The sequence below is a fragment of the Mesorhizobium sp. ES1-1 genome (genome assembly GCF_020164785.1).
Lineage (GTDB): Bacteria > Pseudomonadota > Alphaproteobacteria > Rhizobiales > Rhizobiaceae > Mesorhizobium.
In genome coordinates this window covers 183,852-204,283 of sequence record NZ_JAIUGX010000001.1, presented here as the reverse complement: position 1 = coordinate 204,283, position 20,432 = coordinate 183,852, and the positions used below count along the sequence as shown (strand labels likewise).

General features: G+C 62.6%; 19 protein-coding genes. 10 read left to right on the top strand and 9 right to left on the bottom strand.

Going from position 1 to position 20,432, the window contains the following annotated elements:
• Window positions 1-22: 22 nt before the first annotated feature.
• The 3 genes from LB513_RS00935 to LB513_RS00925 are packed head-to-tail and all read right to left on the bottom strand — an operon-like array spanning window position 23 to window position 2,918.
• Window positions 23-409: a carboxymuconolactone decarboxylase family protein gene (locus tag LB513_RS00935; protein WP_224661569.1), complete on the bottom strand. Its 387-nt coding sequence runs from the start codon at window positions 407-409 to the stop codon at window positions 23-25.
• Between the two features lie 23 nt (window positions 410-432).
• Complete coding sequence (locus LB513_RS00930) at window positions 433-1,854, bottom strand: MmgE/PrpD family protein (RefSeq protein WP_224661568.1); 1,422 nt, start codon at window positions 1,852-1,854, stop codon at window positions 433-435.
• A 23-nt stretch (window positions 1,855-1,877) separates the two neighbouring features.
• Entirely contained in the window at window positions 1,878-2,918 is a 1,041-nt protein-coding gene (locus LB513_RS00925; protein WP_318011137.1) for an NAD(P)-dependent oxidoreductase, read from the bottom strand.
• A 66-nt stretch (window positions 2,919-2,984) separates the two neighbouring features.
• Here LB513_RS00925 and LB513_RS00920 point away from each other — a divergent pair, with 66 nt between their 5' ends.
• Both LB513_RS00920 and LB513_RS00915 read left to right on the top strand, forming a co-directional pair.
• The gene (locus LB513_RS00920) at window positions 2,985-3,911 is read left to right on the top strand and encodes a LysR substrate-binding domain-containing protein (RefSeq protein WP_224661566.1); all 927 of its coding nucleotides are present in this window, start codon (window positions 2,985-2,987) and stop codon (window positions 3,909-3,911) included.
• Window positions 3,912-4,077: 166 nt separating this feature from the next.
• Window positions 4,078-4,950 (top strand): MBL fold metallo-hydrolase, encoded by an 873-nt coding sequence (locus LB513_RS00915; RefSeq protein ID WP_224661565.1) that lies wholly within the window; start codon window positions 4,078-4,080, stop codon window positions 4,948-4,950.
• A gap of 83 nt (window positions 4,951-5,033) precedes the next feature.
• On the opposite strand, the gene LB513_RS00910 is transcribed toward LB513_RS00915, so the two are convergent.
• Window positions 5,034-6,200: an ABC transporter substrate-binding protein gene (locus LB513_RS00910; protein WP_224661564.1), complete on the bottom strand. Its 1,167-nt coding sequence runs from the start codon at window positions 6,198-6,200 to the stop codon at window positions 5,034-5,036.
• Between the two features lie 562 nt (window positions 6,201-6,762).
• On the opposite strand from LB513_RS00910, the gene LB513_RS00905 reads away from it, so the two are divergent.
• From LB513_RS00905 to LB513_RS00895, 3 genes are read left to right on the top strand one after another with little or no spacing between them, the layout of a single operon-like run.
• A complete protein-coding gene (locus LB513_RS00905; RefSeq protein WP_224661563.1) occupies window positions 6,763-7,662 on the top strand; it encodes a branched-chain amino acid ABC transporter permease in 900 nt (299 codons plus the stop codon).
• A 10-nt stretch (window positions 7,663-7,672) separates the two neighbouring features.
• Window positions 7,673-9,514 (top strand): branched-chain amino acid ABC transporter ATP-binding protein/permease, encoded by a 1,842-nt coding sequence (locus LB513_RS00900; RefSeq protein WP_224661562.1) that lies wholly within the window; start codon window positions 7,673-7,675, stop codon window positions 9,512-9,514.
• Window positions 9,511-10,239, top strand: coding sequence for an ABC transporter ATP-binding protein (locus tag LB513_RS00895; protein ID WP_224661561.1), 729 nt, complete (start codon window positions 9,511-9,513; stop codon window positions 10,237-10,239). The genes LB513_RS00900 and LB513_RS00895 overlap by 4 nt, the downstream gene beginning before the upstream one ends.
• A gap of 39 nt (window positions 10,240-10,278) precedes the next feature.
• On the opposite strand, the gene LB513_RS00890 is transcribed toward LB513_RS00895, so the two are convergent.
• The 3 genes from LB513_RS00890 to LB513_RS00880 are packed head-to-tail and all read right to left on the bottom strand — an operon-like array spanning window position 10,279 to window position 13,803.
• Window positions 10,279-11,292: an ABC transporter permease gene (locus LB513_RS00890; RefSeq protein WP_224661560.1), complete on the bottom strand. Its 1,014-nt coding sequence runs from the start codon at window positions 11,290-11,292 to the stop codon at window positions 10,279-10,281.
• Window positions 11,289-12,836 (bottom strand): sugar ABC transporter ATP-binding protein, encoded by a 1,548-nt coding sequence (locus LB513_RS00885; protein WP_224661559.1) that lies wholly within the window; start codon window positions 12,834-12,836, stop codon window positions 11,289-11,291. Before LB513_RS00885 ends, LB513_RS00890 begins: the two co-directional genes overlap by 4 nt.
• Window positions 12,837-12,873: 37 nt before the next feature.
• Window positions 12,874-13,803: a sugar ABC transporter substrate-binding protein gene (locus tag LB513_RS00880; protein ID WP_224661558.1), complete on the bottom strand. Its 930-nt coding sequence runs from the start codon at window positions 13,801-13,803 to the stop codon at window positions 12,874-12,876.
• Window positions 13,804-14,225: 422 nt separating this feature from the next.
• Between LB513_RS00880 and LB513_RS00875 the strand changes: the two genes are divergently transcribed.
• Window positions 14,226-15,008 (top strand): SDR family NAD(P)-dependent oxidoreductase, encoded by a 783-nt coding sequence (locus LB513_RS00875; RefSeq protein WP_224661557.1) that lies wholly within the window; start codon window positions 14,226-14,228, stop codon window positions 15,006-15,008.
• A 48-nt stretch (window positions 15,009-15,056) separates the two neighbouring features.
• Here LB513_RS00875 and LB513_RS00870 read toward each other — a convergent pair whose 3' ends face one another.
• Both LB513_RS00870 and LB513_RS00865 read right to left on the bottom strand, forming a co-directional pair.
• A complete protein-coding gene (locus LB513_RS00870; protein WP_224661556.1) occupies window positions 15,057-15,935 on the bottom strand; it encodes an N-acyl homoserine lactonase family protein in 879 nt (292 codons plus the stop codon).
• 23 nt (window positions 15,936-15,958) lie between these two features.
• Window positions 15,959-16,435 (bottom strand): hypothetical protein, encoded by a 477-nt coding sequence (locus LB513_RS00865; RefSeq protein ID WP_224661555.1) that lies wholly within the window; start codon window positions 16,433-16,435, stop codon window positions 15,959-15,961.
• On the opposite strand from LB513_RS00865, the gene LB513_RS00860 reads away from it, so the two are divergent.
• The 4 genes from LB513_RS00860 to LB513_RS00845 all read left to right on the top strand — a co-directional run bounded on the left by LB513_RS00860 (window position 16,419) and on the right by LB513_RS00845 (window position 20,420).
• Window positions 16,419-17,621: a LacI family DNA-binding transcriptional regulator gene (locus tag LB513_RS00860; protein WP_224661554.1), complete on the top strand. Its 1,203-nt coding sequence runs from the start codon at window positions 16,419-16,421 to the stop codon at window positions 17,619-17,621. The genes LB513_RS00865 and LB513_RS00860 overlap by 17 nt on opposite strands.
• Before the next feature lie 183 nt (window positions 17,622-17,804).
• Window positions 17,805-18,608 (top strand): SDR family NAD(P)-dependent oxidoreductase, encoded by an 804-nt coding sequence (locus LB513_RS00855; RefSeq protein WP_224661553.1) that lies wholly within the window; start codon window positions 17,805-17,807, stop codon window positions 18,606-18,608.
• A gap of 58 nt (window positions 18,609-18,666) precedes the next feature.
• Window positions 18,667-19,467 carry an N-acyl homoserine lactonase family protein gene (locus LB513_RS00850; RefSeq protein WP_224661552.1) on the top strand — a complete coding sequence of 267 codons (801 nt, stop codon included), beginning with the start codon at window positions 18,667-18,669 and terminating at the stop codon, window positions 19,465-19,467.
• Between the two features lie 44 nt (window positions 19,468-19,511).
• The gene (locus tag LB513_RS00845) at window positions 19,512-20,420 is read left to right on the top strand and encodes an NAD(P)-dependent oxidoreductase (RefSeq protein ID WP_224661551.1); all 909 of its coding nucleotides are present in this window, start codon (window positions 19,512-19,514) and stop codon (window positions 20,418-20,420) included.
• Window positions 20,421-20,432 lie beyond the last annotated feature (12 nt).

Sequence of the window (20,432 nt, the reverse complement as noted above, 5' to 3'; positions counted from 1 at the left end):
GCATAATGCCAGACGGTATTGGTCACGCCTTCTCGGCGTCGAATTCGGCAAAGGCCTCGCGCCCGATGCGGAAGGAATCCACTCCGGCTGGCACACCGGCATAGATCGCCGCCTGCAGGAAGACCTCGCGGATTTCTTCACGGGTGACGCCGTTCCGGAGCGCGCCTTTGACGTGCATCTTGAGTTCGTGAGGCCGGTTGAGACAGGTCAGCATGGCGAGGTTGAGCATCGAGCGTGTCTTGCGGGGCAGCTCTTCGCGACCCCATACCGCTCCCCAGCAATACTCGGTCACGAGTTCCTGCATGGGGCGGTTGAAGTCATCCGCCGCGGCAAATGATTTTTCCACAAACTCCTTGCCCAGCACATCCTTGCGGATCGCCAGGCCACGTTCGAGAACTTCCTTTGACATGAATCTGCTCCTGTTTGAGATTGCTACATAGCCTGTGTGGACGGCGCCCGCGTGCGCTTGCCGGCGCCTCGCGCCGCTGCTCGCGTCGGCTGCCTTCTGGCCGGCCCTCCAACTGCGCAAAGCGACAGCAGTCGGCCTGCATCCTTCCTGGTGTCGAGTCTGTCGACGAACTCTTCGATGGCCTCAGCCCCGGCGACGCCGACGATATCGGCGGCCGCCTTGCGGAAGCGTTCGCGCACCTGCGCTTCCGTTGCCGGAACGACGTCGGGCAGGCCCATCGAGAGCTTGCGGCCGTCACCAAGAACCACGTCGATTGCCGCGCCCTGCTGGCCGGGAAACAGCGCCGTCAGATCCGGGCTGGCGACAAGCTCGCTCACCGCGATCAGGCGCATCGTCTCGGGGTCGTCCAGATACCTATAGATATCTTCGGAGAGCCGTCCATGTGCGAACACCGCAGCCACGCCGAAAGGAATGCTCATTTTGGCCTGGAGCGTCCTGTCGAACGGCCCGGTCCGGTCGCACCCGGGATAGGATGCCGCGGCAGCCGGCACGCTGATGCGGATGCGTTCGACGGGCGCCGCGTCGGAGCCGATCATCTCCACAACCTTCAGGGCAGTCTGGCAGGCCGTCTGCGCGAAATTACAGGCTGGTGCTGCCTTGTGGTAGACGTTCAGGATATCCGCCTCGCCATCGGGGAAGAGTTCGATCCGGCCGGGCATCGGCCGACGCGCCAGGGCGGCAAAATATCCCGACCGGCCCTCGAGTATGTCTGGGCTCCCGAAGGCTCCTGACTGTGCCAGCCGGACGGCCATCCAGGCGTTGCGGGCGGCAAAGCCGGGATGGAAGAACATGTCAGAGCCGCCGCTTTGCGGCCATTGATTCAATCCGGATGCGGTATTCGCGGCCAGGGCAATCGTCGCGGCCATCTGCTGCTGGTCGAGTTTCAGCATCCAGGCGCCGCCGCACGCCGATCCGATTGGCGCCACCAATCCCGTCGGGCGAAAGAGCGCCGATACGGTGGGATCGATCAGCATCCGTCCGAGACGCCCGCCGACCTCATAGGCGACCACCGCGGACCTGAGGAGATCCATGCCGTGGACAGTGTTGGTTTCCGCCAGGGCCAGCAGCAAGGGCCAGACAACCACACCATGGTGGCTGACCGAAGCGGCGTGCATATCCTCCCTGACGAGACCGTGACCCTTGACGGCGTTCACGAACGCCGCGTCAGCCGGCGTCGCCGTCGCGCTTTCGCCGATCATGTGGCCGCCCGGCGCGGCAGGCACCGCGGCTGCCGCCTGCCGGCTGGGTTCCAGCTCCGAAGCCTCAAACGCGCAACCAAGAAAATCGAGCAGGCACAGCTTGGCTTTGCCGACGGTTGCCGGATCGAAAACCGGCGCGGCAAGGTTGGCCAATGCGGCCGCCAATTCCGTCGCGCGCGTAGTCATGTGCCGCTCCCCACAACGCTGTCCTAGGCGCGAATCTCCACGCCGGCCCATTCCTCGATGATGCGCACCATCGACGTGAAATCCGAGTCCGGCCCGAAGCGGGCGTTGGTGGCGGCCAGCATCTGGCGAACCAGTGACCCGCCCACCATGGGAACGCCCAAATTCTCGCTTTCATCCACGCACATGCGCACGTCCTTATAGGACAGCGCGGTGGAGAAACCGAAATCGAAGGTGCCGGGGAGGACGGCCCGCGGAAACTTGTCCTGCGTCGCGCTGTTGCGCCCGCTCGAGGCATTGATGATGTCGCACATCACAGTCGGATCCAGGCCGGCCTTGACGCCCATTGCAAGGGCCTCCGCCGACAGAAGGATGACGCCGGCGGCGATCATGTTGTTGCCAAGCTTGGCGACCTGGGCGCTCCCCGGCGCCTCGCCGCAATAAAACCGGCGGCCGAAATTGGCCAGGACGGGGTCGATTTCCTCATAGGTCTGCTTGGGGCAGGAGATCATGACGGCGAGCGTACCGTTGCGCGCGCCCGCGATCCCTCCCGATATCGGTGCGTCCGCCCATGCGATGTTCTTGCTCGCAAGGCCTGCCGAAATGGTTTTCGCCATGCTCGGTCCGGTGGTCGATAGGTCGATCACTGTCTTGACCTTCGAGCCGGCCGCGATTCCGTCCGCCCCCAACACCACTTCGCGGACGATGGGAGGCGTCGGCAAGCTGCAGAATACGATGTCGGCTGCATCCCCGACCGCCTTGGGCGATGACGCAAATGTCGTCAGTTCGGCGGTCAGTTCCTTCGCAGCGTCCGGCCGCGTGTCGTGAACGAACACATGGTGGCCGGCCTCGGTCAGTCGGCGCACCATCGGCGCACCCATGCGGCCGAGGCCGATGAACCCAAGCGTTTGACGCTGCACGACTTTTCCTCTCGACTCTATGATGGATTCTATGAGCTTCGAATTGGTTGAGATTAGGCAATTCGGGCCGGTGCGGTAATGCTCGCCGGGCGCATAACAGCTTTGCCTCGGGCCGGCCAATCGCTTGTCAACGGCGTCGATGTGCACCAAACTCGCCAATTCGTTGCATGCCAACGGAAATTCTCACTTCCGCGTTCTGCGACGAGGCAAACCATGTTCGACCTAAGGCAGCTCCAACTGTTCACGGCGGTGGCGGAGTTCGGGAGCTTTTCCCGGGCCGCCGTTGCGTTGTCGGTCAGCCAGCCGGTGCTCAGCCGGCAGATCAAGTCGCTCGAGGAAAGTATCGGCATCGCGCTGCTTTACCGCAACGGACGCGGCATCGTCCTGACGGAGGCGGGCAAGCTTCTGCAGAATTACGCCACTGCGATCCTTGAGCAGGCCTCGCGCGCCGCCACCGAACTCGGCGCGCTGCGGTCGAACCCGCGCGGCGCGATCGTGCTGGGAATGCCGCCGTCCGTGGGAGTGGTGCTGACCGCGCCGCTCGTGCAGCACTTTCGCGAGCAGTTTCCGCAGGTGAGCATGCGCGTCGTCGAGGGCTTCAGCGGCCATCTTCTCGAATGGCTCGTCATGGGAAAGATTGACGTGGCGGTGCTCTACAACGCGCCTCGTATGAACAACCTTCTGGCGGAACCGATCCTGCGCGACGAATTGTTCTTGCTTGGCGCCAAGAATGATCCCTCCAAGCTGGGTTCGTCGCCGGTCGATGCGGCTGTCGTCTCCAAGATCCCCATGATCCTGCCGGCGCGACCGCATGGCCTGCGGGTATTGCTGGACCAGATATTCGGCTCCGTCGGCATCGAGCCCAGGATCGAGGTGGAGGTCGAGGCGATGCCCTCGACGCTTCGTCTCGTGGAGGCAGGAATGGGCTACACGATCCTGTCCTATTCCAGCTGCCACGACCTCGTCGCGCAAGGCAGGATCAGCTACTGGCGCATCCAGAACCCGTCGATCGAACGGGAACTGCTGCTGGCGACCTCGAGCCAGAGACCAACCACAACCGTCATTCGGGCACTGACGGGCATGATCCGCGACGAGGTCCGTGCGCTGCGCAAACTGGGGATCTGGGAGCCGAAGGCTTAGACCGCGATTTCCCTGCCTATCCCCCGTCGCATGCCGGAAGCGATATATCTGTTATCGCAAATCTGAGCACCGAGTTTGCTTCACTTGGCGTCCACCGAACGTCACATTGTGGCCGAACGCGAGGGAGGAACCCGCGTTCGATCGTTGTTTGCTGGGAGGAGACTACATGACCGACGAGTCGCGGAAGCAGGCGCCCGGAGTCTACAGACGCAAGGTCGGCGATGCCATGGTCACGGTCATAAACGATGGCTTCCTCGACATTCCGATGGCCATTCTTCGTGGCAGCGAGCAGGCTGACATGGAGGCGTTGCTGCGGGAGCATTTCCATGAAGGCGGGCCTCGTTTGACCGTCAATGCGTTCGTCATCGAGACAGACAACAACACGATACTCGTCGACGCCGGCGGCGGTTCGACGACCGTGTATTCGATGGGGCGGCTGCCGGCCAATCTATCCGCCGCCGGCTTCGCTCCCTCGGACTTCGACACCGTTCTCCTGACCCACATCCATCCTGACCATTCCAGCGGACTGATGGACGAAACCGGCCAGCCGCTCTTCCCGCGCGCCGAGATCATCATCCACAAAGACGATTTCGACTTCTGGTCCGATACCGACCGGCGTGGGCGCTCGGCAGCCGCGGTTCCCTACACAGGATCCGCCGATGCCTTGCTGTCTAGCCATCGGGGCCGCTTCCGTGTTGTGGAGGGAGGCGAGGTGGCGCCGGGCATTACCCAACTGCCGCTGCCGGGCCACACGCCGGGCCACAGCGGTTATCAGCTCGATTCCGCCGGCGAGACATTGGTGATGTGGGGCGACACGGTGCACGTGCCGGAACTGCAGATCCCTGTGCCCGATATTACCAGCGAATTCGACGTCGATGAAACACTGGCGGCCGAGAACCGCCGCAAGATCTTCAATCATGTCTCCAGCGAGCGCCTGCTCGTCACCGGTGGTCACCTGCACCTGCCGGGTTTTGCCCATCTGGTGAAGGAGGGCGAAGGCTTCCGGCTCGTGCCCGAGGCGTGGCGGGTCGAACTCTAGTTCAGGTCGGCTGTTGGATTGCCATGGGCCGGCCCCCTGGGGCCGGCCCTTTCTGTCCGCGCTTGGGAGGTGCGACAGAACGATCAGTCGGTGACTTCGACCCAGCTCTTGCTCTTGGCGTCGTGCTTGACGAGGGTGACCTGCGCCGCCGTGATGGTGATGTGGCTTGACTCCGAGAAGCCGATCTTGCCCGTCATGCCCTTGAAGTCCTTGACGGCGTTGAAGCCTTTCTGCAGGTCTGCCGGCTTCGTCGACTTCACGTCCTTGATCACCTGCGCCAGCATCTTGATGCTGTCATAGGCGCCCGCCGAGAATGGCGTGGCATCGACGCCGAACTTCTTCTTGTAAGCGTCGCGGAACGCCAGGAGTTCAGGGCTGGGGTGCAATTCCGTGGTCAGCATGGCCGTGATCATGCCGTCGGACAGGTCGCCCGCCAGCTTCGCAAAAGTGTCGTCGGCATTCGTCTCGTCATTGCCGTAGACGATCGCGTCATAGCCTATCGAGTGCAGGTCCTGCATGAACGCGGCCTGGTCCTGCGGCGTGAGCCAAACATCGACGCATTTGATGCCCGCGGCTTTAATGGCGTTCACTTCCGGCATCAGGCCGGCGGTGGCGCCTGTCGACCAGTTCTCGGTGATAGCGTGATCCATCGCGATCTTCTTGCCGGCCTTGTCATAGGCCAGCTGGATGCCGAAGAGCCCACCCTGACCGTAGGTCGATGGGTCATGCAGAACGGCGAGGCCATCGGGACAATGCTTCAGGGCATGCTCGCCGATCTTCTCGCCCCAGGCAAAGGTGTTGAGACCGAAATCGAACACCCATGGATTGGGCGGGCTGGTCGGACCGTTCGGGTTGACCGTGAGGCCGCCATCGTCCACGACGCCGATGGACGGGAACTTGTGACGCTCCGCAAGCTGGGCGGTCACCGGACCGGTGTCGGGCGAACCCGCGATGACGATGGCGCCGGCCGACATCAGCTTTTGGTAAAGCTGACCGGAAAGCGTCGCCGACGCATTGTCATTATGCGGATCGAGCTTGAACATGTGGCCATCGACGCCGCCGGCGGCGTTGACTTCGTCGACCGCCATCTGCGATCCGTTGACCGTGGCGACGCCTGTCGAACCGTAGGCACCGGTCGTGCCGGCAATCAGGCCGACAAGGTAATCGTCCGCCGCATTCGTCTGGATGGTCGCGCCGCACAGGGCCGTCGCAGCCAGCAGCAAGGTGGACGTCGTAGCGAGCTTTCTCATATTGCTTCCCTCCCTGCGATCGCGGGCCCGTCTCCGACAATCCGATCGCTTTTTTGCCCAGCGCCCGATGCGGACGCGCGTGTCTTCGCCCGGAATTTTGCCACCCATGACCCCCGTCTTGTCAACGCGAGGCCAACTGCCAAGATCTGGCCGAAAGGACCTCGAAGGACTGGGATCGACAACTCCGAATGTGATAGACGAACGGCGTCTCCAGAGGGCCTCGCCTGGGCGTTAAGCCGTTGCCATTAATACATTTTGTTTTTCTGGTCTCAGGTGTTGTGTACGCCGTCGCATGGCTCGCTTCGGTTCGATTTCGTATCGCCCGGCGGCTTCGTCCATCGCGTTCTTCATAGCTGTTATGTCACCCGCACGAGCTATTTCAGAGCGCAGGTTTTCGACTACCTCTTCAGTATTGCCGCGCCGTGCCCGATCTCGATGTCGCGCCAGGAATGCCGTCTGACTGATGTTGTGAAACGTACAGGTATCGGCCGGGCGGATTGGGGCCGCGGGTGCTTCAAGCCGGCGCAAACCGGTGACGGCCGCATGATGGGGGAAGCCACCAGTGCTGCAATTCTTGCTGAGCGGCGTTGCCATAGGATCGATCTACGGTCTCATCGGCATGGCGTTGGCGATTTCGTTTTATGTCACCCGCATCATCAATTTCGCGCAGGGACAGCTCATGATGGTGACGGTGATGATCACCGCCGAGCTGGCGTCATCCGGCCATCCGGTATGGCTGGCAGCGGCCGCCGGCCTGGCCTCGTCCTGCATCATTGGCATTCTGTCCTATCTGATCGCAGTCCGGCCGATTCTCTTGTCGAACCGGTTCAGTTTCGGCTGGCTGGTCTCGACGCTGGGCTTCGCCGTGATCGTCGAAAACGCGGCCGCCTATATCTGGGGTCCGACCTCGCAAGCCTTCCCGCCGATCCTCAACTCCATCAGCGTCCCGATCGGTAGCGCCGTGCTCACCGCTCAGCAGATTCTCGCAATTGTCACCGCCGCCGTCCTTGCGGCCGGCTTCGAGATCGTGCGGCGCTACACGCTTTTCGGCAAGCTTGGCATGGCGACGGCGGCGGATCCGGAAATGGCCTCGGCCATCGGCGCCAACACCACCGTGGTCGCCATCGTTGCCTTCGCCGTCTCCGCCGCGTTTGCCGGCATTGCCGGATTGCTCATCGGGCCAACCACCTTCGCCAATCCCTATCTGGGCGATACGTTCGGCACTTACGGTTTTATCGCCATGATGATCGGCGGCGGCACCGAGCGGCCGATCGCCGCCATGTTCGGCGGTATCCTGCTGGGTGTCTGCGCCGAAGGCGCCAACGGGCTCATCAACTCGCAGGCTTCGGACTGGTTTCCCTTCATCGTGCTGGTCGTCATCCTGATCGTCTCGCCGAAGGGACTGTTCAGCGCCAGCAACCCGCTTTTCCGTCCGCGCCGTCCGGCGTCGGCCAGCCGTTGAGGATCGGCGCGTGAATCCGACGACCGATCAGGCCTCCGCCACCGCAAAGGGATTGCCGGCCGGCAGCTGGCGCGCCGCAGCTCTTCTTGCCGTGGTGGCCGCCTACCTCTTGGCGACAGCCTATATCGCGCAGTCGGATCTCGGCTTTCAGAGCCTGGTCCTGGTGACTGCCGTGTTCGGCATTCTTGCCATAAGCCTCGACCTTGTTGCCGGCATGCTGGGTCTTTATTCCCTCGGCCAGGGCGGCTTTTTCGGCATTGGCGCCTATATGACGACCATCCTTGCCAATGACCAGGGCTGGAACGTCTTCGGCCTGCTGGTGCTGGTTCTTGTCGTGGCTGGCCTCGCCGGCGTGGCGGTCGGCGCCATGTCGTTGCGCGTCAGCGGCCTTTATTTCGCAATCACCACCTTCATCTTCACGCTGGTCCTGACGGTGCTTGCAACCGATATGGTCAACGTCACAGGGGGGCTGCAAGGCTTGCTCGGTCCGGCGTTCCCGGACTTTCCGGACGCATTGCAATGGCTCGGCACCCCGTTGGTCTGGTGTACCATGACAGGACTTCTGCTCTGTCTCGTTCTGGTCTGGAACATCCGCCATTCGCCGTTCTACCCGATCCTGCTTTCGATCCGCGATGCCGAGCCTTTCGCGGAGGCCGCCGGCGCGCGAACCGCGGCGATCAAGGTCGGCGTTTTCGGCGTGTCGGCAGCGATCGCCGGCGGAGCCGGTTGGCTGTTCTCCTTCCTCGGCGTCGTATCTCCCAGCCAGTTCGACTGGTCGGTTTCGCTCAACGTGCTGGTGATGGTCCTGATCGGCGGCATCAACACGACGATCGGTCCCGTGATCGGCGCCATGTTCGTCTCGATGTTCCCGAACGTCGTCAACATCAATCCGTGGCTGCAGGAGATCGTCTACGGCGCGCTGTCGATCCTCGCCATCACGCTCTTGCCGGATGGTATTGTCGGCGTCGCCAAGCGTATTCTGGCGCCGCTCATCGGGCGTTCGGCCCCAGCCCCCGAGATTGTCGCATTTGGCGAAACCTCTTCGCCCGCAATCGTTCCCGCGCCGGCCGGCCCGACCAGCGGGGACGAGATCATCGTTGAATGTCGTGGCATCGAATTCGGCTATGGGCTCGGGCCGAAAGTGCTGCGCAATGTCGACCTCGCCGTCCGGCGCGGCCATATCCATGGTCTCATAGGTCCGAACGGCTCCGGAAAGAGCACGCTGGCCAACGTCATTTCCGGCCGCTTGACGCCGCATGCCGGCGCGGTTCTGGTCAAGGGGAAGCGTGTCGACGGCATGCCGGCGAGCAGCCGCTCCAGACTCGGCCTTCGGCGGACCTTCCAGGCGGCGCAGCTGGTCAAGGAACTGACGCTGACGCAGAATGTGATGGTCGGCCTGTTCGACCGGGTCCCGGGCATCGTCCGCCGCGCCGCTCTTTGGCCGATGCTGCCGTCTGGCAGGCGCGATCTGGCGGCGATGCATCGGCGCTCCGTCGACACGCTTGCGTTGGTCGGGGCCGGCGAATGGTCGTCGCGGCAGGTCGGCAACGTCCCGCATGGCATCGAGCAGCTCACCCAGCTTGCGACGGTTTGCGTCGCGGGGCCGGACGTCATCGTCCTCGATGAACCGGCGACCGGCCTCTCGGCCAAGGAGGTGCGGCACCTGGCGACCATCCTTGCCAATCTCAAGACCCAGGGCGTCACCATGATCATCATCGAGCATCAGACGCGCTTTCTGTTCCCGCTCTGCGATCGCGTCACCGTGCTCAACGCCGGTGAAGTGATCCTCACCGGTTCGGCCGACGAGGTTCGTTCCGACCCCGTGGTCAGACAGGTTTATCTCGGCGAATGAGCGACCAATCGGCCCCCATACTGGAAATCAACGCGCTGAGTGCCGGTTACGGCCGCTTCGACGTCGTGCGTGACATCGGGCTGACCGTCGGCAAGGGTGAGGCGGTGGCCCTGCTTGGCCCCAACGGTGCCGGCAAGACCACGGTGCTGCGCGCCATCATGGGCCTGGTCAAGCAGCGTCGAGGCCTGATCCGCATCGGGTCGACCGACGTGTCAAACCTGCCGACGCACCGCATCGCGCGCGGCCTCGCCGCCATCGCGCCAGAGGGACGGCGCCTCTTTCTCGACCAGTCGGTTGAAGACAATTTGCTGTTGGGCGCGCTGCATCTGCGGCATGACCGGGCCAGGGTGGAGAGGCTGCGGAACTCGGTCTACGAGCTGTTCCCGGTGCTCGAGAGCTATCGCCACCGATTGTCGTCATTCCTCAGTGGCGGCGAGCAGCAGATGGTCGCCATCGGCCGCATGCTCATGAGCGATCCCGAAATCATGCTGCTCGATGAGCCGTCGGTCGCACTGTCGCCCGTCGCCGTGGACATCGTGGTCAAGGCAATGCTCGAGTTGCGCAAACGCGGTGCGTCGCTTCTGCTCGTCGAACAGCGCGTCGATGTGGCAACCCGCGTCTGCGATCGGCTCTATGTCATGGCGCATGGCGAGATCGTCGAGGAAATGACGCCGGACATCGTCCGTTCCGGTGGCATGTCGATCCTCAACAAATATCTGGGCTAGAGACCCGTATCGATTTGCCCAACCTGCCGCCGGCTTCGGTCAGGCCGAAGCCGCATAGCGCCGGGCGAGAGCCGACATGCCGACCGCGAGCACCAGGATCCCGCCCTTGAAAATCGGCTGGAAATGCGTCGGCGCGCCGAAGATGCTGAGCCCATTGAACCCGACTGCCAGGATCAGCACGCCGATCAAGGTTCCCGAAATATGGAATTCGCCTTCTCGTAACGTAGCGGAACCCAGGAAAACCGCGGCGAAGGCGTCGAGGAGATAGCCATCGGCGGCCGCCAGGGTTCCGCTGCCGAGCAGAGAGGACAGCAATGTCCCGGTCAGGGCAGCACAGAAGCCGGCGGTGGCGAAGGCAAAGATCTTGATCCGGTCCACCCGGATGCCCGAGAGCCTGGCTGCCTCCAGATTGCCGCCGACAGCCTGCATCTTCTGGCCAATGTCGGTCTTGTTCAGAATGACCCACAGCGCGATCAGCACGATCACCATGATGATCACCGGATTGGGCAGGCCGAAGACCAGGCGACCCAGAGAGATATCGGTAAAAGCGCGCGGAATCCCGGTCGCAATCGGAAACGAACTGTAGGTAAATCCAATGCCCGTCAGCATCGTTCCGACGCCCAGCGTCGAGATGACCGCATTGATCCTGACCTTGGTCACCAGCACGCCGTTGAAGGCCCCGATTGCGGCGCCGAGAAGCAGGGCGCTGACAATGCTGAGCCAGATCGGAAGCCCCTGGTAGGCCATGAGCCCGGTGACGATCAACCCGACGAAGCTCGCCACATAGCCGATGCTCAGGTCGAACTCGCCGACGACGAGCGTGTAGGTGAGCCCGGAAGCGATGATCGCCGTCAAGGACGCCTGGCTGAGGATGTTGAGGAAATTGGCCCGCGACAGGAAGATTGTCGGCGCGTTGGCAGAGAAGAAGACCACCATCAACAGAAGTCCGACAATCGTGCCGTAGCGCGACAGCCACATCAACGCCGTCCGCTTCCACGAGGATTTGCGAAGCGGGGCTACGTCCTTCGTCGCGGTTCCAGCCTGGGCCATCATGCGATGTCTCCTTGTTCGTCACTGGTATCGTGATAGCTGAGTTCGATGATCCGTGCCTCGGTGATATCGGCGCCGGTCAACTCGCCGGTGATGCGGCCCTCGCGCATCACCAGCACGCGGTCGGCTAGAAGCGTGAGTTCCTCGACGTCCGATGAGATCGCGAGGATACCGACTCCGGATCGGGCGAGGGCGCGGATTGCGTCATGAATCTCCTCGCGGGCGCCGACATCGACCCCTCGCGACGGCTCGTCGAGGACAAGCAGCCTGGTTCCGGCGTTCAGCCACCGCGCGATCAGGGCCTTTTGCTGGTTGCCGCCCGAGAGGCCGCCGATCCTTGCCTCGATGCCGGGCGTCTTGATCCCCAACTGCGCCACCAGTCCCTCCGCCTGCCGGCGTGCCTTCCGGTCTGAGATGAAAGGGAGACCGGGAACGGCGCGCAGGCCCTTCAGTGTGGATATATTGATGTTGAACGCGACTGACTGTTGCAGCATCACGCCTTGCGAGCGACGTTCCTCGGGAACCAGCGCGATCCCGGCGCGCACCGCCTCGGCCTCGTTAGGGATAGCGAGCCGTCTGCCTTCGAGCTCGAAATGACCGGCGTCGGGCTTCGCCGCGCCGGCGATGAGATGGGCAAGTTCCGTCCGTCCGGCTCCGACGAGACCGCCCAGCGCAAGGACCTCTCCCGGATAAAGATCGAAACTCACGCCCTTGACGGCACTTTTCCAAGCGACGTCACGGACGGAAAAGATCGGCCTCTGGTCGCGATCGGTGGCGAACCGCGCGCGCTCGTCTGGGGCACGCATATCATGGCCGATGATGGCCCTGACCAGGCCCTTCTTGTTCAGCGCCCCGCGCTCGGCCGCATCGACGATCCGACCGTCACGCAATACCGTGATCCTGTCGCAGAGCTGAAGCACTTCCTCCAGCCGGTGCGAGACGTAGAGGATGGCGACACCCTGTGCCGACAGGTCGCGGATAATATCGAAAAGCTGCTCGCTCTCCGGGCCGGACAGCGAGGCCGTGGGTTCGTCCATCGCAATCATGCTGGCGTCGCGCACCAGCGCCTTGCTGATCATGACGAGCCAGCGCTGCGCCACCGACAGTTCGGAGACCTTGGTTTCGAGCGGAAAGCGGATGCCGACCCGTTCGGCGGCGGCCCGAGCGGCGACGCCGGAACGCGTCCAGTCGATCATGCCGAAGCGGGTGGCCTTTGGAGCGCCGAGCAGGATGTTCTGCAACGCGTTGAAATGCGGAATGAGGTTCAGTTCCTGATGGATGAAGGCAAGCCCAGCCTGTTCCGAAGCGCGTGGCGAACCTTTTTGCAGCTCTTCGCCTGAAATGGTCACGCTGCCTTCGTCGGCCACCGTCACGCCGGCCAGACACCGGATCAGCGTGGACTTGCCGGCGCCGTTGGCGCCGACCAGGCCGTGCACCTTGCCACGCTCGATGTCGAGATCGGCATGGTCAAGGGCAAGTTCACCAGCAAAGGATTTGGTCAGGCCACGGATGCGCATCCATGGCCCGACTGGAGCGGCGGACGGCATCTAGCGGCGCTGCCGTGCCAGATGCGGCAAGATCAGTTCACAGCCCATTGGGATGGTCGGCCATGAACTTGTCGACATTGTCCTTGGTGACGACGATCCCGGGGATCTGGATGGTCTTGGGCTGCCAGGAGGCGCCGGCCTTCATTGAATCGAGGATCGCCTGGAAGACTTCCTTGCCCTCCTGGAACGCCGGCTGCCAGACGGTTGCCGTCAGGTCGCCGTCCTTGACCAGTTGAAGCGCTTGCGGGCTGCCGTTGATCGAGACGGTTGTGACGTCGGTGCGGCCGGCCTGGCGCATTGCAGCCACGGCGCCCTGCATGGGCTCGTCCCAGCACGCCCAGATGGCGAGCGGTTTGTCGCCCCCGGCGGGATGCGCGGTCAGCCAGGCCGCCGCAGTCGCGTTGCCGAACTGCACCTGTCCGGGCGCCGTCACTTCGCTATAATCCACCTTGATATCGGTCTTGGCCTTCACGCCCTCGTCGAAGGCGACGCCACGGTCGATGCAGAGCTTTCCGGGATGGAAGGTCATCGCCAGCACGTCGGCCTTGCCTCCAACCTTGTCGGTCAGGAACTTCACCGAATCGTCGCCAACCTGGCGACCGCTCGTCGTCACCACGATGCCGGGAACGATCTCGCCGCCCCAGGTGGCGACCGGAATGCCCGCGTCGCGCGCCGCGGCAAGGCCGGAACCGATGGAACTGCTGGCAAAGGCAAGCACGAAGATCGCGTCGACCTTTTGCGCGGCAAAGGAATTCATCGCGGCATTGGCCTGGTCGGCGCTCGCCTGGGTATCGGTGACCTTCACATCCCAGCCAGCCGCCTTGGCGGCCTCGGTCGCGCCGCCGATAACGGCGATGTTGAGGGCATCATTGGCCAGAAGTGCAACAATGCCAAGGGTTTTCGCCTGAGCGACCGTCGCCACCATCATGGCTCCGGCCGTCAAAGCGGCAAGCAATATCTTATACATTGGGAAATCCTCCTCTCCCTGTCCGACCGTCCCCGGGACGGGGCCGGCGCCTTCCTTTCACGAGGTTCGGGTTAACTCCCTTTCCCTCGTATCCCAGATATCTCCACGCCATAGCCTCGAAGCGGTACGTCTGTCCCAGCCCGAGCAGCGTCGAGAAAATTCTTGTCCAGCCGCTGTGCTCAGGTCCCGGCTGAGACGGATTTGATAGCGGTATCACCGCAAGCCTTCGAAAGGTCAATCAACAGGGAACCGAAACCGCCAAAAAACATCGCTTTTTAGCCAAAACGGCGTGCCTCTGTCATGTTCCTCGCCTCACTGCCTATTTTCTCTTGTTAGCGGTATCACGTCAAGGCTATGGATGGCGAGAGCGACGCTGAAATTGCCGCGACTATCTCGCGGGCGAGGCCATCAGGAGGATCCACATGCAAGTGAAATACGATTTTTCCGGAAAGAACGTCATTTTGATCGGCGCGACGACCGGCATTGGCCGCGCCACCGCGTTGGCCTTTGCCAAAGCGGGCGCAAATCTCTACGTCTCGGGGATTGGCGCCGCACTCGGAGAGAGCCTCAAGGAGGAGGTGAAGCCGCTCGGCGTCGAGATCGAATTCCTGGAAACCGATGTCCGCGACAGCAAGGCGATGGCCGTGCTGCATGAGAAGGCTTTCGACCGCTTCGGCAGGATCGATGTCGCCTTCAACAATGCGGGCGTACCCGGCAAGACGGCGCCGGTGCACGAACTCGATGATGCGGACTACGACCTGCTGATGGACATCAATCTGCGGGGAATTTTCAATGGGCTGAGGCACCAGATCCCGCACATGACCGCGAAAGGCGGCGGCGCCATCGTCAATACATCTTCGTTGTTCGGGGTCATGGGTTTCGCCACCACCGCCGTCTATTGCGCCAGCAAATGGGGTGTGATCGGCCTGACCAACTCCGTGGCGTTGGAGGTGGCGCGCAAGAACATCCGCGTCAACGCCATCGCGCCCGGCTCGGTAATGACGCCGCTATTGTCCGGCATGTTCGGCAGTGAGCAAGGCGCCAAGGATACGGTCCTGCCGATGATTCCCATGGGCCGCATCAGCGACCCGTCGGAAATCGCCCAACTCGTGCTGTTCCTGGCGTCCGACGCGGCGTCGTTCATCACCGGCCAGGCGGTCGTCATCGACGGCGGCGGCTTCGTCGCCGGCGCGGATCAACTCTGAGGGCTATAGACGGGTCGATATCGGGGGCGCCTGCGCGCCCCCGAAGGTTCAGGCAACCCGGCTTTGCTCGCCCTTTGCAAGCGCGATCTCCACCACCTGCAGACCCTTGTCGGTAAGCCGTGAAGGGAAGGTGGTGCGCAGCCGGTCCTCGTGGACGGGGATCACCCGCCTTACTTCGCCGCCCACCGATTTCATCATCCGATCGCTGGCGAATATCAGATTGTGCTGGCTTCCGACAGCCAGGCCGATCGGCACGATCTGCGGCGCTTCGGGATCAAGGCCCGTCAGATTGTCATAGGTGTAGATCAGGTCGCCGGCGAAAATCCATTTGTCTTCGCTTTCGCGCGAGCCGTCGTTGCGCACGGTTATATACATACTGCCATAGGTGTGAGTATCCGCGGCCAGATGGACGTCGATACCAGGCAGGACATCCTCCTGGTCGCCGTCGATGCAGATCATCCGGCCTTCCTTAGCCGCCTCGACGGCGCGCACGATATCAGCCGGATCGCCGCCACCGGTCAGAAAGCGATATTCCGGGTTCAACGTCAACGCCCAGACCCATTTGTCCAATTCGGTTTTCTGGACATAGAACTTTGCGTTTGGAAACAGATGGATGGCCCCCATATGGTCGAAATGGGCGTGGGTGATCAACACGCTTGTCACGTCTTCGGGACTGACGCCGCATTCTGCCAGGACTTCGCGGGGGCCGTGATAATTCGAGACGCCATAGGCCGTCGCCAATTGCTCGCCATAGGCGACGTGGTCATAGCCGGTGTCGATGAGGATCGTCTCGCCCTTCCCCTTGATCAACACGTAGGCGTAAGGCAGCTTGCGCGTGCCCTGGTGTTGGGGCCCGTACATCATCACGCTGAAGGGAAACTTCTCCACCGCCGCATATTCGAGCACCCAGATCGAGTAATCCGCCATATTTTCCTCCCTGATATGATGGCCTACGGAGCGTCTCGCAGGAGACGCTTCGGCGCGTGCATCGCGCAGCACGCCTGGCCGAAATCGACAAGCTCAAACCCCGGCAACAAACTGGCTGTCGTGCGCAGGTGATCGCTTGATGCCCGCAGCCTGCTTGAGAGCGCATCGCCTTGATCCGAGCTGCGCGCGCGGACCTGATCGGAAGCTGCGGCGCAGGCCTGAAGGAGCGTCTCGGCGGCACCGCGCAGATGGTGGTGATGGTGGGCGGCAATGTCGGGAACAGCCAGCGCGCGAACCTCCTCGGCTGCTCGCATCGCTGCTTCCTGCGCGCCGGCTAGCGCGCCTTCGGCCAGCGACACGCGGCTTCGCGATGTCAGCAGCAGCAGCGCGAAGCCAGCGACCTGCGTCAATGTCGCGCTGATCAACCGCTGCACTGGCCGCGCGGCGGCTACATAATGCAGCACCGCCTGTTCGGCTCGGCTGTTGGCGGTCCCATCCATTGCGATCCCCGGCATCATCAGTGCGCAAGCTTCAATAGCGGTTTTTGATAGCGGTAACAACAGATTTGCGGGTTTCTGTCGTGAAGGGTTGTTTATCTGCCCGCGTGATGGTTTGATTTCTTCGCAACGCCGGGCTGTGACAGCAATGCCGAAAAAACCCACGGTAGACGGAAATCCGCGCGTTGGGAGCGCGCGGATGCGCGATGTCGCGGTTCGCGCAGGCGTCTCCATCATGACTGTTTCACGCGCGCTCAACGAACCCGGCAAGGTTTCGCCCGAGATGCGCGAAAAAGTGCTCCGCGTTGTCCGGGAGATCGGCTATCTGCCGAACCATCTGGCCGGAAGCCTCTCCTCGAGCCGGTCAACGACGATTGGCCTGATCGTGCCGAGCATTGACAACTCGATCTATACGCAAACCGTCAAAGGCTTGTCGGAGGTGCTGAAGCGTTCCGGATTCCAGCTCATGATCGCCGAGTCGGGCTATGATCCCAATGAGGAAGAGGAGCTGATCACGATCTTTCTCAGCCAGCGCGTCAGCGGCCTTGTCCTGCACAGCACCGAACATACTCCGCAAGCTGCCGAGAAGATCAGGAAATCGGGCATACCTGTCGTAGAAAACGGAAATATACCGGCAGAACCGCTGGATATGGTGGTCAGTTTCTCAAATCATGACGCAGCCTATGCCATGACGATGCATCTCGGCCGGCTTGGATATCGCAAGATTGCTTTCGCCAGCCTCTATTCCGTTCACAATGATCGCTCAAAAGACCGACTGGAAGGATATCACGCCGCGCTTGGTCAACTCGGACTGGAACCCGATCCGCGCATCGTGCTCGAGACTGAGCGCGGTCTCGCCTCGGGGGCGGAAGTGATGGCGCGCGTGGTGCAAAGCGTACCCGAGGTCGACGCGCTGTTTTGCGCCGGTGACGTGCTGGCGGTCGGGGCGCTCTTCGAGTGCCAGAAGCGCGGCTGGGACGTTCCTGGCCGGATTGCCCTGGCGAGCTTCGACGACGTGGATCTTCTGCGTCACGTCAGCCCATCCGTCAGCACGCTGAGGCTGCCCCGTTATGACATCGGCGAACGGACGGCGCGCATTCTGTTGAGCCGGATCATCGACGGTGCCGAGCATCTGCGCGGCAGCGTGATCGACCTGAAATTCGAGCTGATCCAGCGCGAAAGCACCTGACCTCAGATATCCGGTATCACCCGTTGCATCGCGAACGGCGCTGTTCTAAACTCAATATCTGTTACCGGTAACAGACAAGATCACCTTGCAACGGCCGGTATTCGGACCAGGACGAGGGACTTTGGTGATGCTCATTAAGCAGCGGACCAGGCTATGAGCCTGTCGCAGGATAAGGCACCGCCGATGCCAGCTGCCCCGGCAAAGGCCCTTGGCGAACGCCGCGCACTGATCACCGGCTCCACCGCTGGGTTGGGGCAAGCGATAGCCGCCGGGCTCGCGGAGGCCGGTTGCAGCGTCATGCTGCACGGCCTCGAAACAGCCGAGACGGTCGAGCCGCAACGTGAAGCGCTGGCTCGCAGGACTGGCGTGCAGGTCGCCTATCACAAAGCCGATCTGTCCACGGCGGCGGGTGTCCAGTCGCTTGTCGCGGCCGCTGGCGCCGAACTTGGCGGCGTCGACATTCTGATCAACAACGCGGTCGTGCGGCACTTCGCGTCGATCATCGATTTTCCGCCCGAGCAATGGGATCTGGCGCTGGCCGTGAACCTCTCTGCCATTTTCCATGCGGTCCGGCTGGTGTTGCCACAGATGCGAGCCCGGAATTTCGGGCGTATCTTCAACATTACGTCCGTCTACGGCATGCGCGGCACGCCGGGGCGTGTCGGCTATGTCACGACCAAATCGGCTATCCTTGGCTTTACCCGTGCCGTGGCTTTGGAGAATCTCGACGTCGACGTCACCTGCCACAGTCTCTGTCCGGGTTCGGTTCTGACGCCCGGCACCGAGAGCCGTGTGGAGGAGTTGATGGCGGACCGCGGCATCGACCGGGGCGCGGCGGAGCGGCTGTTCCTGGAAGGCAAGCAGCCCGGCGGCACCTTCGTTTCACCGCAAAGCGTCTCCGACCTGCTTGTTTTCCTGTGCGGGCCGATTGCCCGTGACATGACGGGCGCCATGCTTCCCGTCGAGGGGGGATGGCTTGCGAGTTGAGTGGATTCGGACCGGCTGGCTTTGGAGCGGGCTGGCTTAGGGGCCAAGGGAGGCATGCATGGATGATATCTACGAACTTTACGCGGTTCGCTACGGGCATCACGACCGCAACGCGGCGGCGAACTTCATCGGCGGTGATCCACATGACGGCCCGATGCCGCTCGACTATTTCGTCTGGGCCATTGTCGGCAAGACAAGGACCTACGTGTTCGACACCGGCTTTGACGCCGATGTGGCGCGCAAGCGGCAGCGCAACCTGCTGCGCCCCGTGGGCGAGGGGCTCAAGATGATCGGCATCGATCCCGACAAGGTCGAGGACGTCATCCTGTCGCATATGCATTTCGATCATGCCGGCAATCACGAACTGTTTCCGAGAGCTCGCTACCACGTCCAGGACGCGGAGATGGCGTATTGCACAGGCCGCTGCATGTGCCATGACTACCTTCGCCACCCCTTTGACTACGAGGACGTCTCGAACATGGTCGCCAAGCTCTTTGCCGGGCGGGTGACCTTCCACGACGGCGTCAGTGAGATCGCTCCGAACATTACGGTGCATCGCGTCGGCGGCCACTCGAAGGGATTGCAGGTGATGCGGGTGAAGACGGCCCGCGGCTGGGTCGTGCTTGGCTCGGATGCCTCGCATTTCTATGCCAATTTCGAACAGAACAGACCGTTCCCCGTGCTGGAGAGCGCGACCGACATGCTGGAGGGCTATGCCACCATGCGCCAGCTCGCCAGCTCGCCCGGACATGTCATTCCGGGCCATGATCCGCTGGTGCTGACCCGCTATCCAGCTGCATTGCCGGGGGTCGGCGACATCGTGCGCCTGGACCTCGATCCCGTCGCCGCGACGCCCTGATCGAGCACACCTGAGCGGCGCCGGACCTTTAAGTGGAGATTATTATGACGAAATTGAAACTGGGTTTCGCCGGTATCGGGCGCATGGGGACGCCTATGGTGAAACGGCTGCTGGCGGCCGGTTACTCTGTGAGCGTCTACGACACCAACGCCGCCGCCGTCTCTGCCCTGACGATGGCGGGAGCGGCGAGCGTCAAGACGCCGGCCGAACTCATGGGTCTGTCCGATGTAGTCCTGTTGTCGCTTCCGACGCCGGAGATCGTCCAGGCCGTGGCGCTCGGACCCGATGGGCTCACCTCTGGCCGGGGAGCAAAAATCGTCATCGATCTGTCGACCACCGGCCCGCGCACCGAGCGCCAGCTGGCACAAGGCCTGAAGGCTGCCGGCATCGCGACAGTTGATTGCCCTGTGAGCGGTGGTGTGGGCGGCGCCGAGAAAGGAACGCTCGCCATGATGGTGGCCTGCGACTTGTCGGTCATGGAGACGGTTCGTCCGATCCTCGAGACACTCGGCAAGCCTATCCATGTCGGCGTCGAGCCGGGCATGGGCCAGATGATGAAGGTGATCAACAATCTGATGTCGGTCACGGCGCTCTCCATTGCCTCCGAAGCGCTGGTCCTTGCCACCAAAGCCGGGCTCGATCCCGATGTTCTTATCGAAGTGATCAATTCGGGCAGCGGCAGCTCCAATGCAACGCTGACCAAGATTCCGAAATTCGTCCTGACGCGTGGCTTCGATTTCGGCTTCTCGATCGGTCTGTCGGCGAAGGATATCCGGCTGTGCCTCGAGGAGAGCGACGCACTCGGCGTGCCGATGATCGTCGGCGGCGCCGTGCGGCAGCTTCTGACGGTGGCAAAAAGCGACCTTGGCGCGGACGCGGACCTGACCGAAATCATCAAGCCGATCGAGGGCTGGGCGGGGGTAACCGTGGCAGGCGCGAAGGCGAGGGGCTGAGCCCTGATCGGA

Excerpts from the sequence above, each read along its gene's own strand:
- LB513_RS00935 (WP_224661569.1), bottom strand. The coding sequence starts at position 409 with ATGTCAAAGGAAGTTCTCGAACGTGGCCTGGCGATCCGCAAGGATGTG.
- LB513_RS00930 (WP_224661568.1), bottom strand. The coding sequence starts at position 1,854 with ATGACTACGCGCGCGACGGAATTGGCGGCCGCATTGGCCAACCTTGCC.
- LB513_RS00920 (WP_224661566.1), top strand. The coding sequence starts at position 2,985 with ATGTTCGACCTAAGGCAGCTCCAACTGTTCACGGCGGTGGCGGAGTTC.
- LB513_RS00915 (WP_224661565.1), top strand. The coding sequence starts at position 4,078 with ATGACCGACGAGTCGCGGAAGCAGGCGCCCGGAGTCTACAGACGCAAG.
- LB513_RS00910 (WP_224661564.1), bottom strand. The coding sequence starts at position 6,200 with ATGAGAAAGCTCGCTACGACGTCCACCTTGCTGCTGGCTGCGACGGCC.
- LB513_RS00895 (WP_224661561.1), top strand. The coding sequence starts at position 9,511 with ATGAGCGACCAATCGGCCCCCATACTGGAAATCAACGCGCTGAGTGCC.
- LB513_RS00890 (WP_224661560.1), bottom strand. The coding sequence starts at position 11,292 with ATGATGGCCCAGGCTGGAACCGCGACGAAGGACGTAGCCCCGCTTCGC.
- LB513_RS00885 (WP_224661559.1), bottom strand. The coding sequence starts at position 12,836 with ATGCCGTCCGCCGCTCCAGTCGGGCCATGGATGCGCATCCGTGGCCTG.
- LB513_RS00880 (WP_224661558.1), bottom strand. The coding sequence starts at position 13,803 with ATGTATAAGATATTGCTTGCCGCTTTGACGGCCGGAGCCATGATGGTG.
- LB513_RS00875 (WP_224661557.1), top strand. The coding sequence starts at position 14,226 with ATGCAAGTGAAATACGATTTTTCCGGAAAGAACGTCATTTTGATCGGC.
- LB513_RS00870 (WP_224661556.1), bottom strand. The coding sequence starts at position 15,935 with ATGGCGGATTACTCGATCTGGGTGCTCGAATATGCGGCGGTGGAGAAG.
- LB513_RS00865 (WP_224661555.1), bottom strand. The coding sequence starts at position 16,435 with ATGGATGGGACCGCCAACAGCCGAGCCGAACAGGCGGTGCTGCATTAT.
- LB513_RS00855 (WP_224661553.1), top strand. The coding sequence starts at position 17,805 with ATGCCAGCTGCCCCGGCAAAGGCCCTTGGCGAACGCCGCGCACTGATC.
- LB513_RS00850 (WP_224661552.1), top strand. The coding sequence starts at position 18,667 with ATGGATGATATCTACGAACTTTACGCGGTTCGCTACGGGCATCACGAC.
- LB513_RS00845 (WP_224661551.1), top strand. The coding sequence starts at position 19,512 with ATGACGAAATTGAAACTGGGTTTCGCCGGTATCGGGCGCATGGGGACG.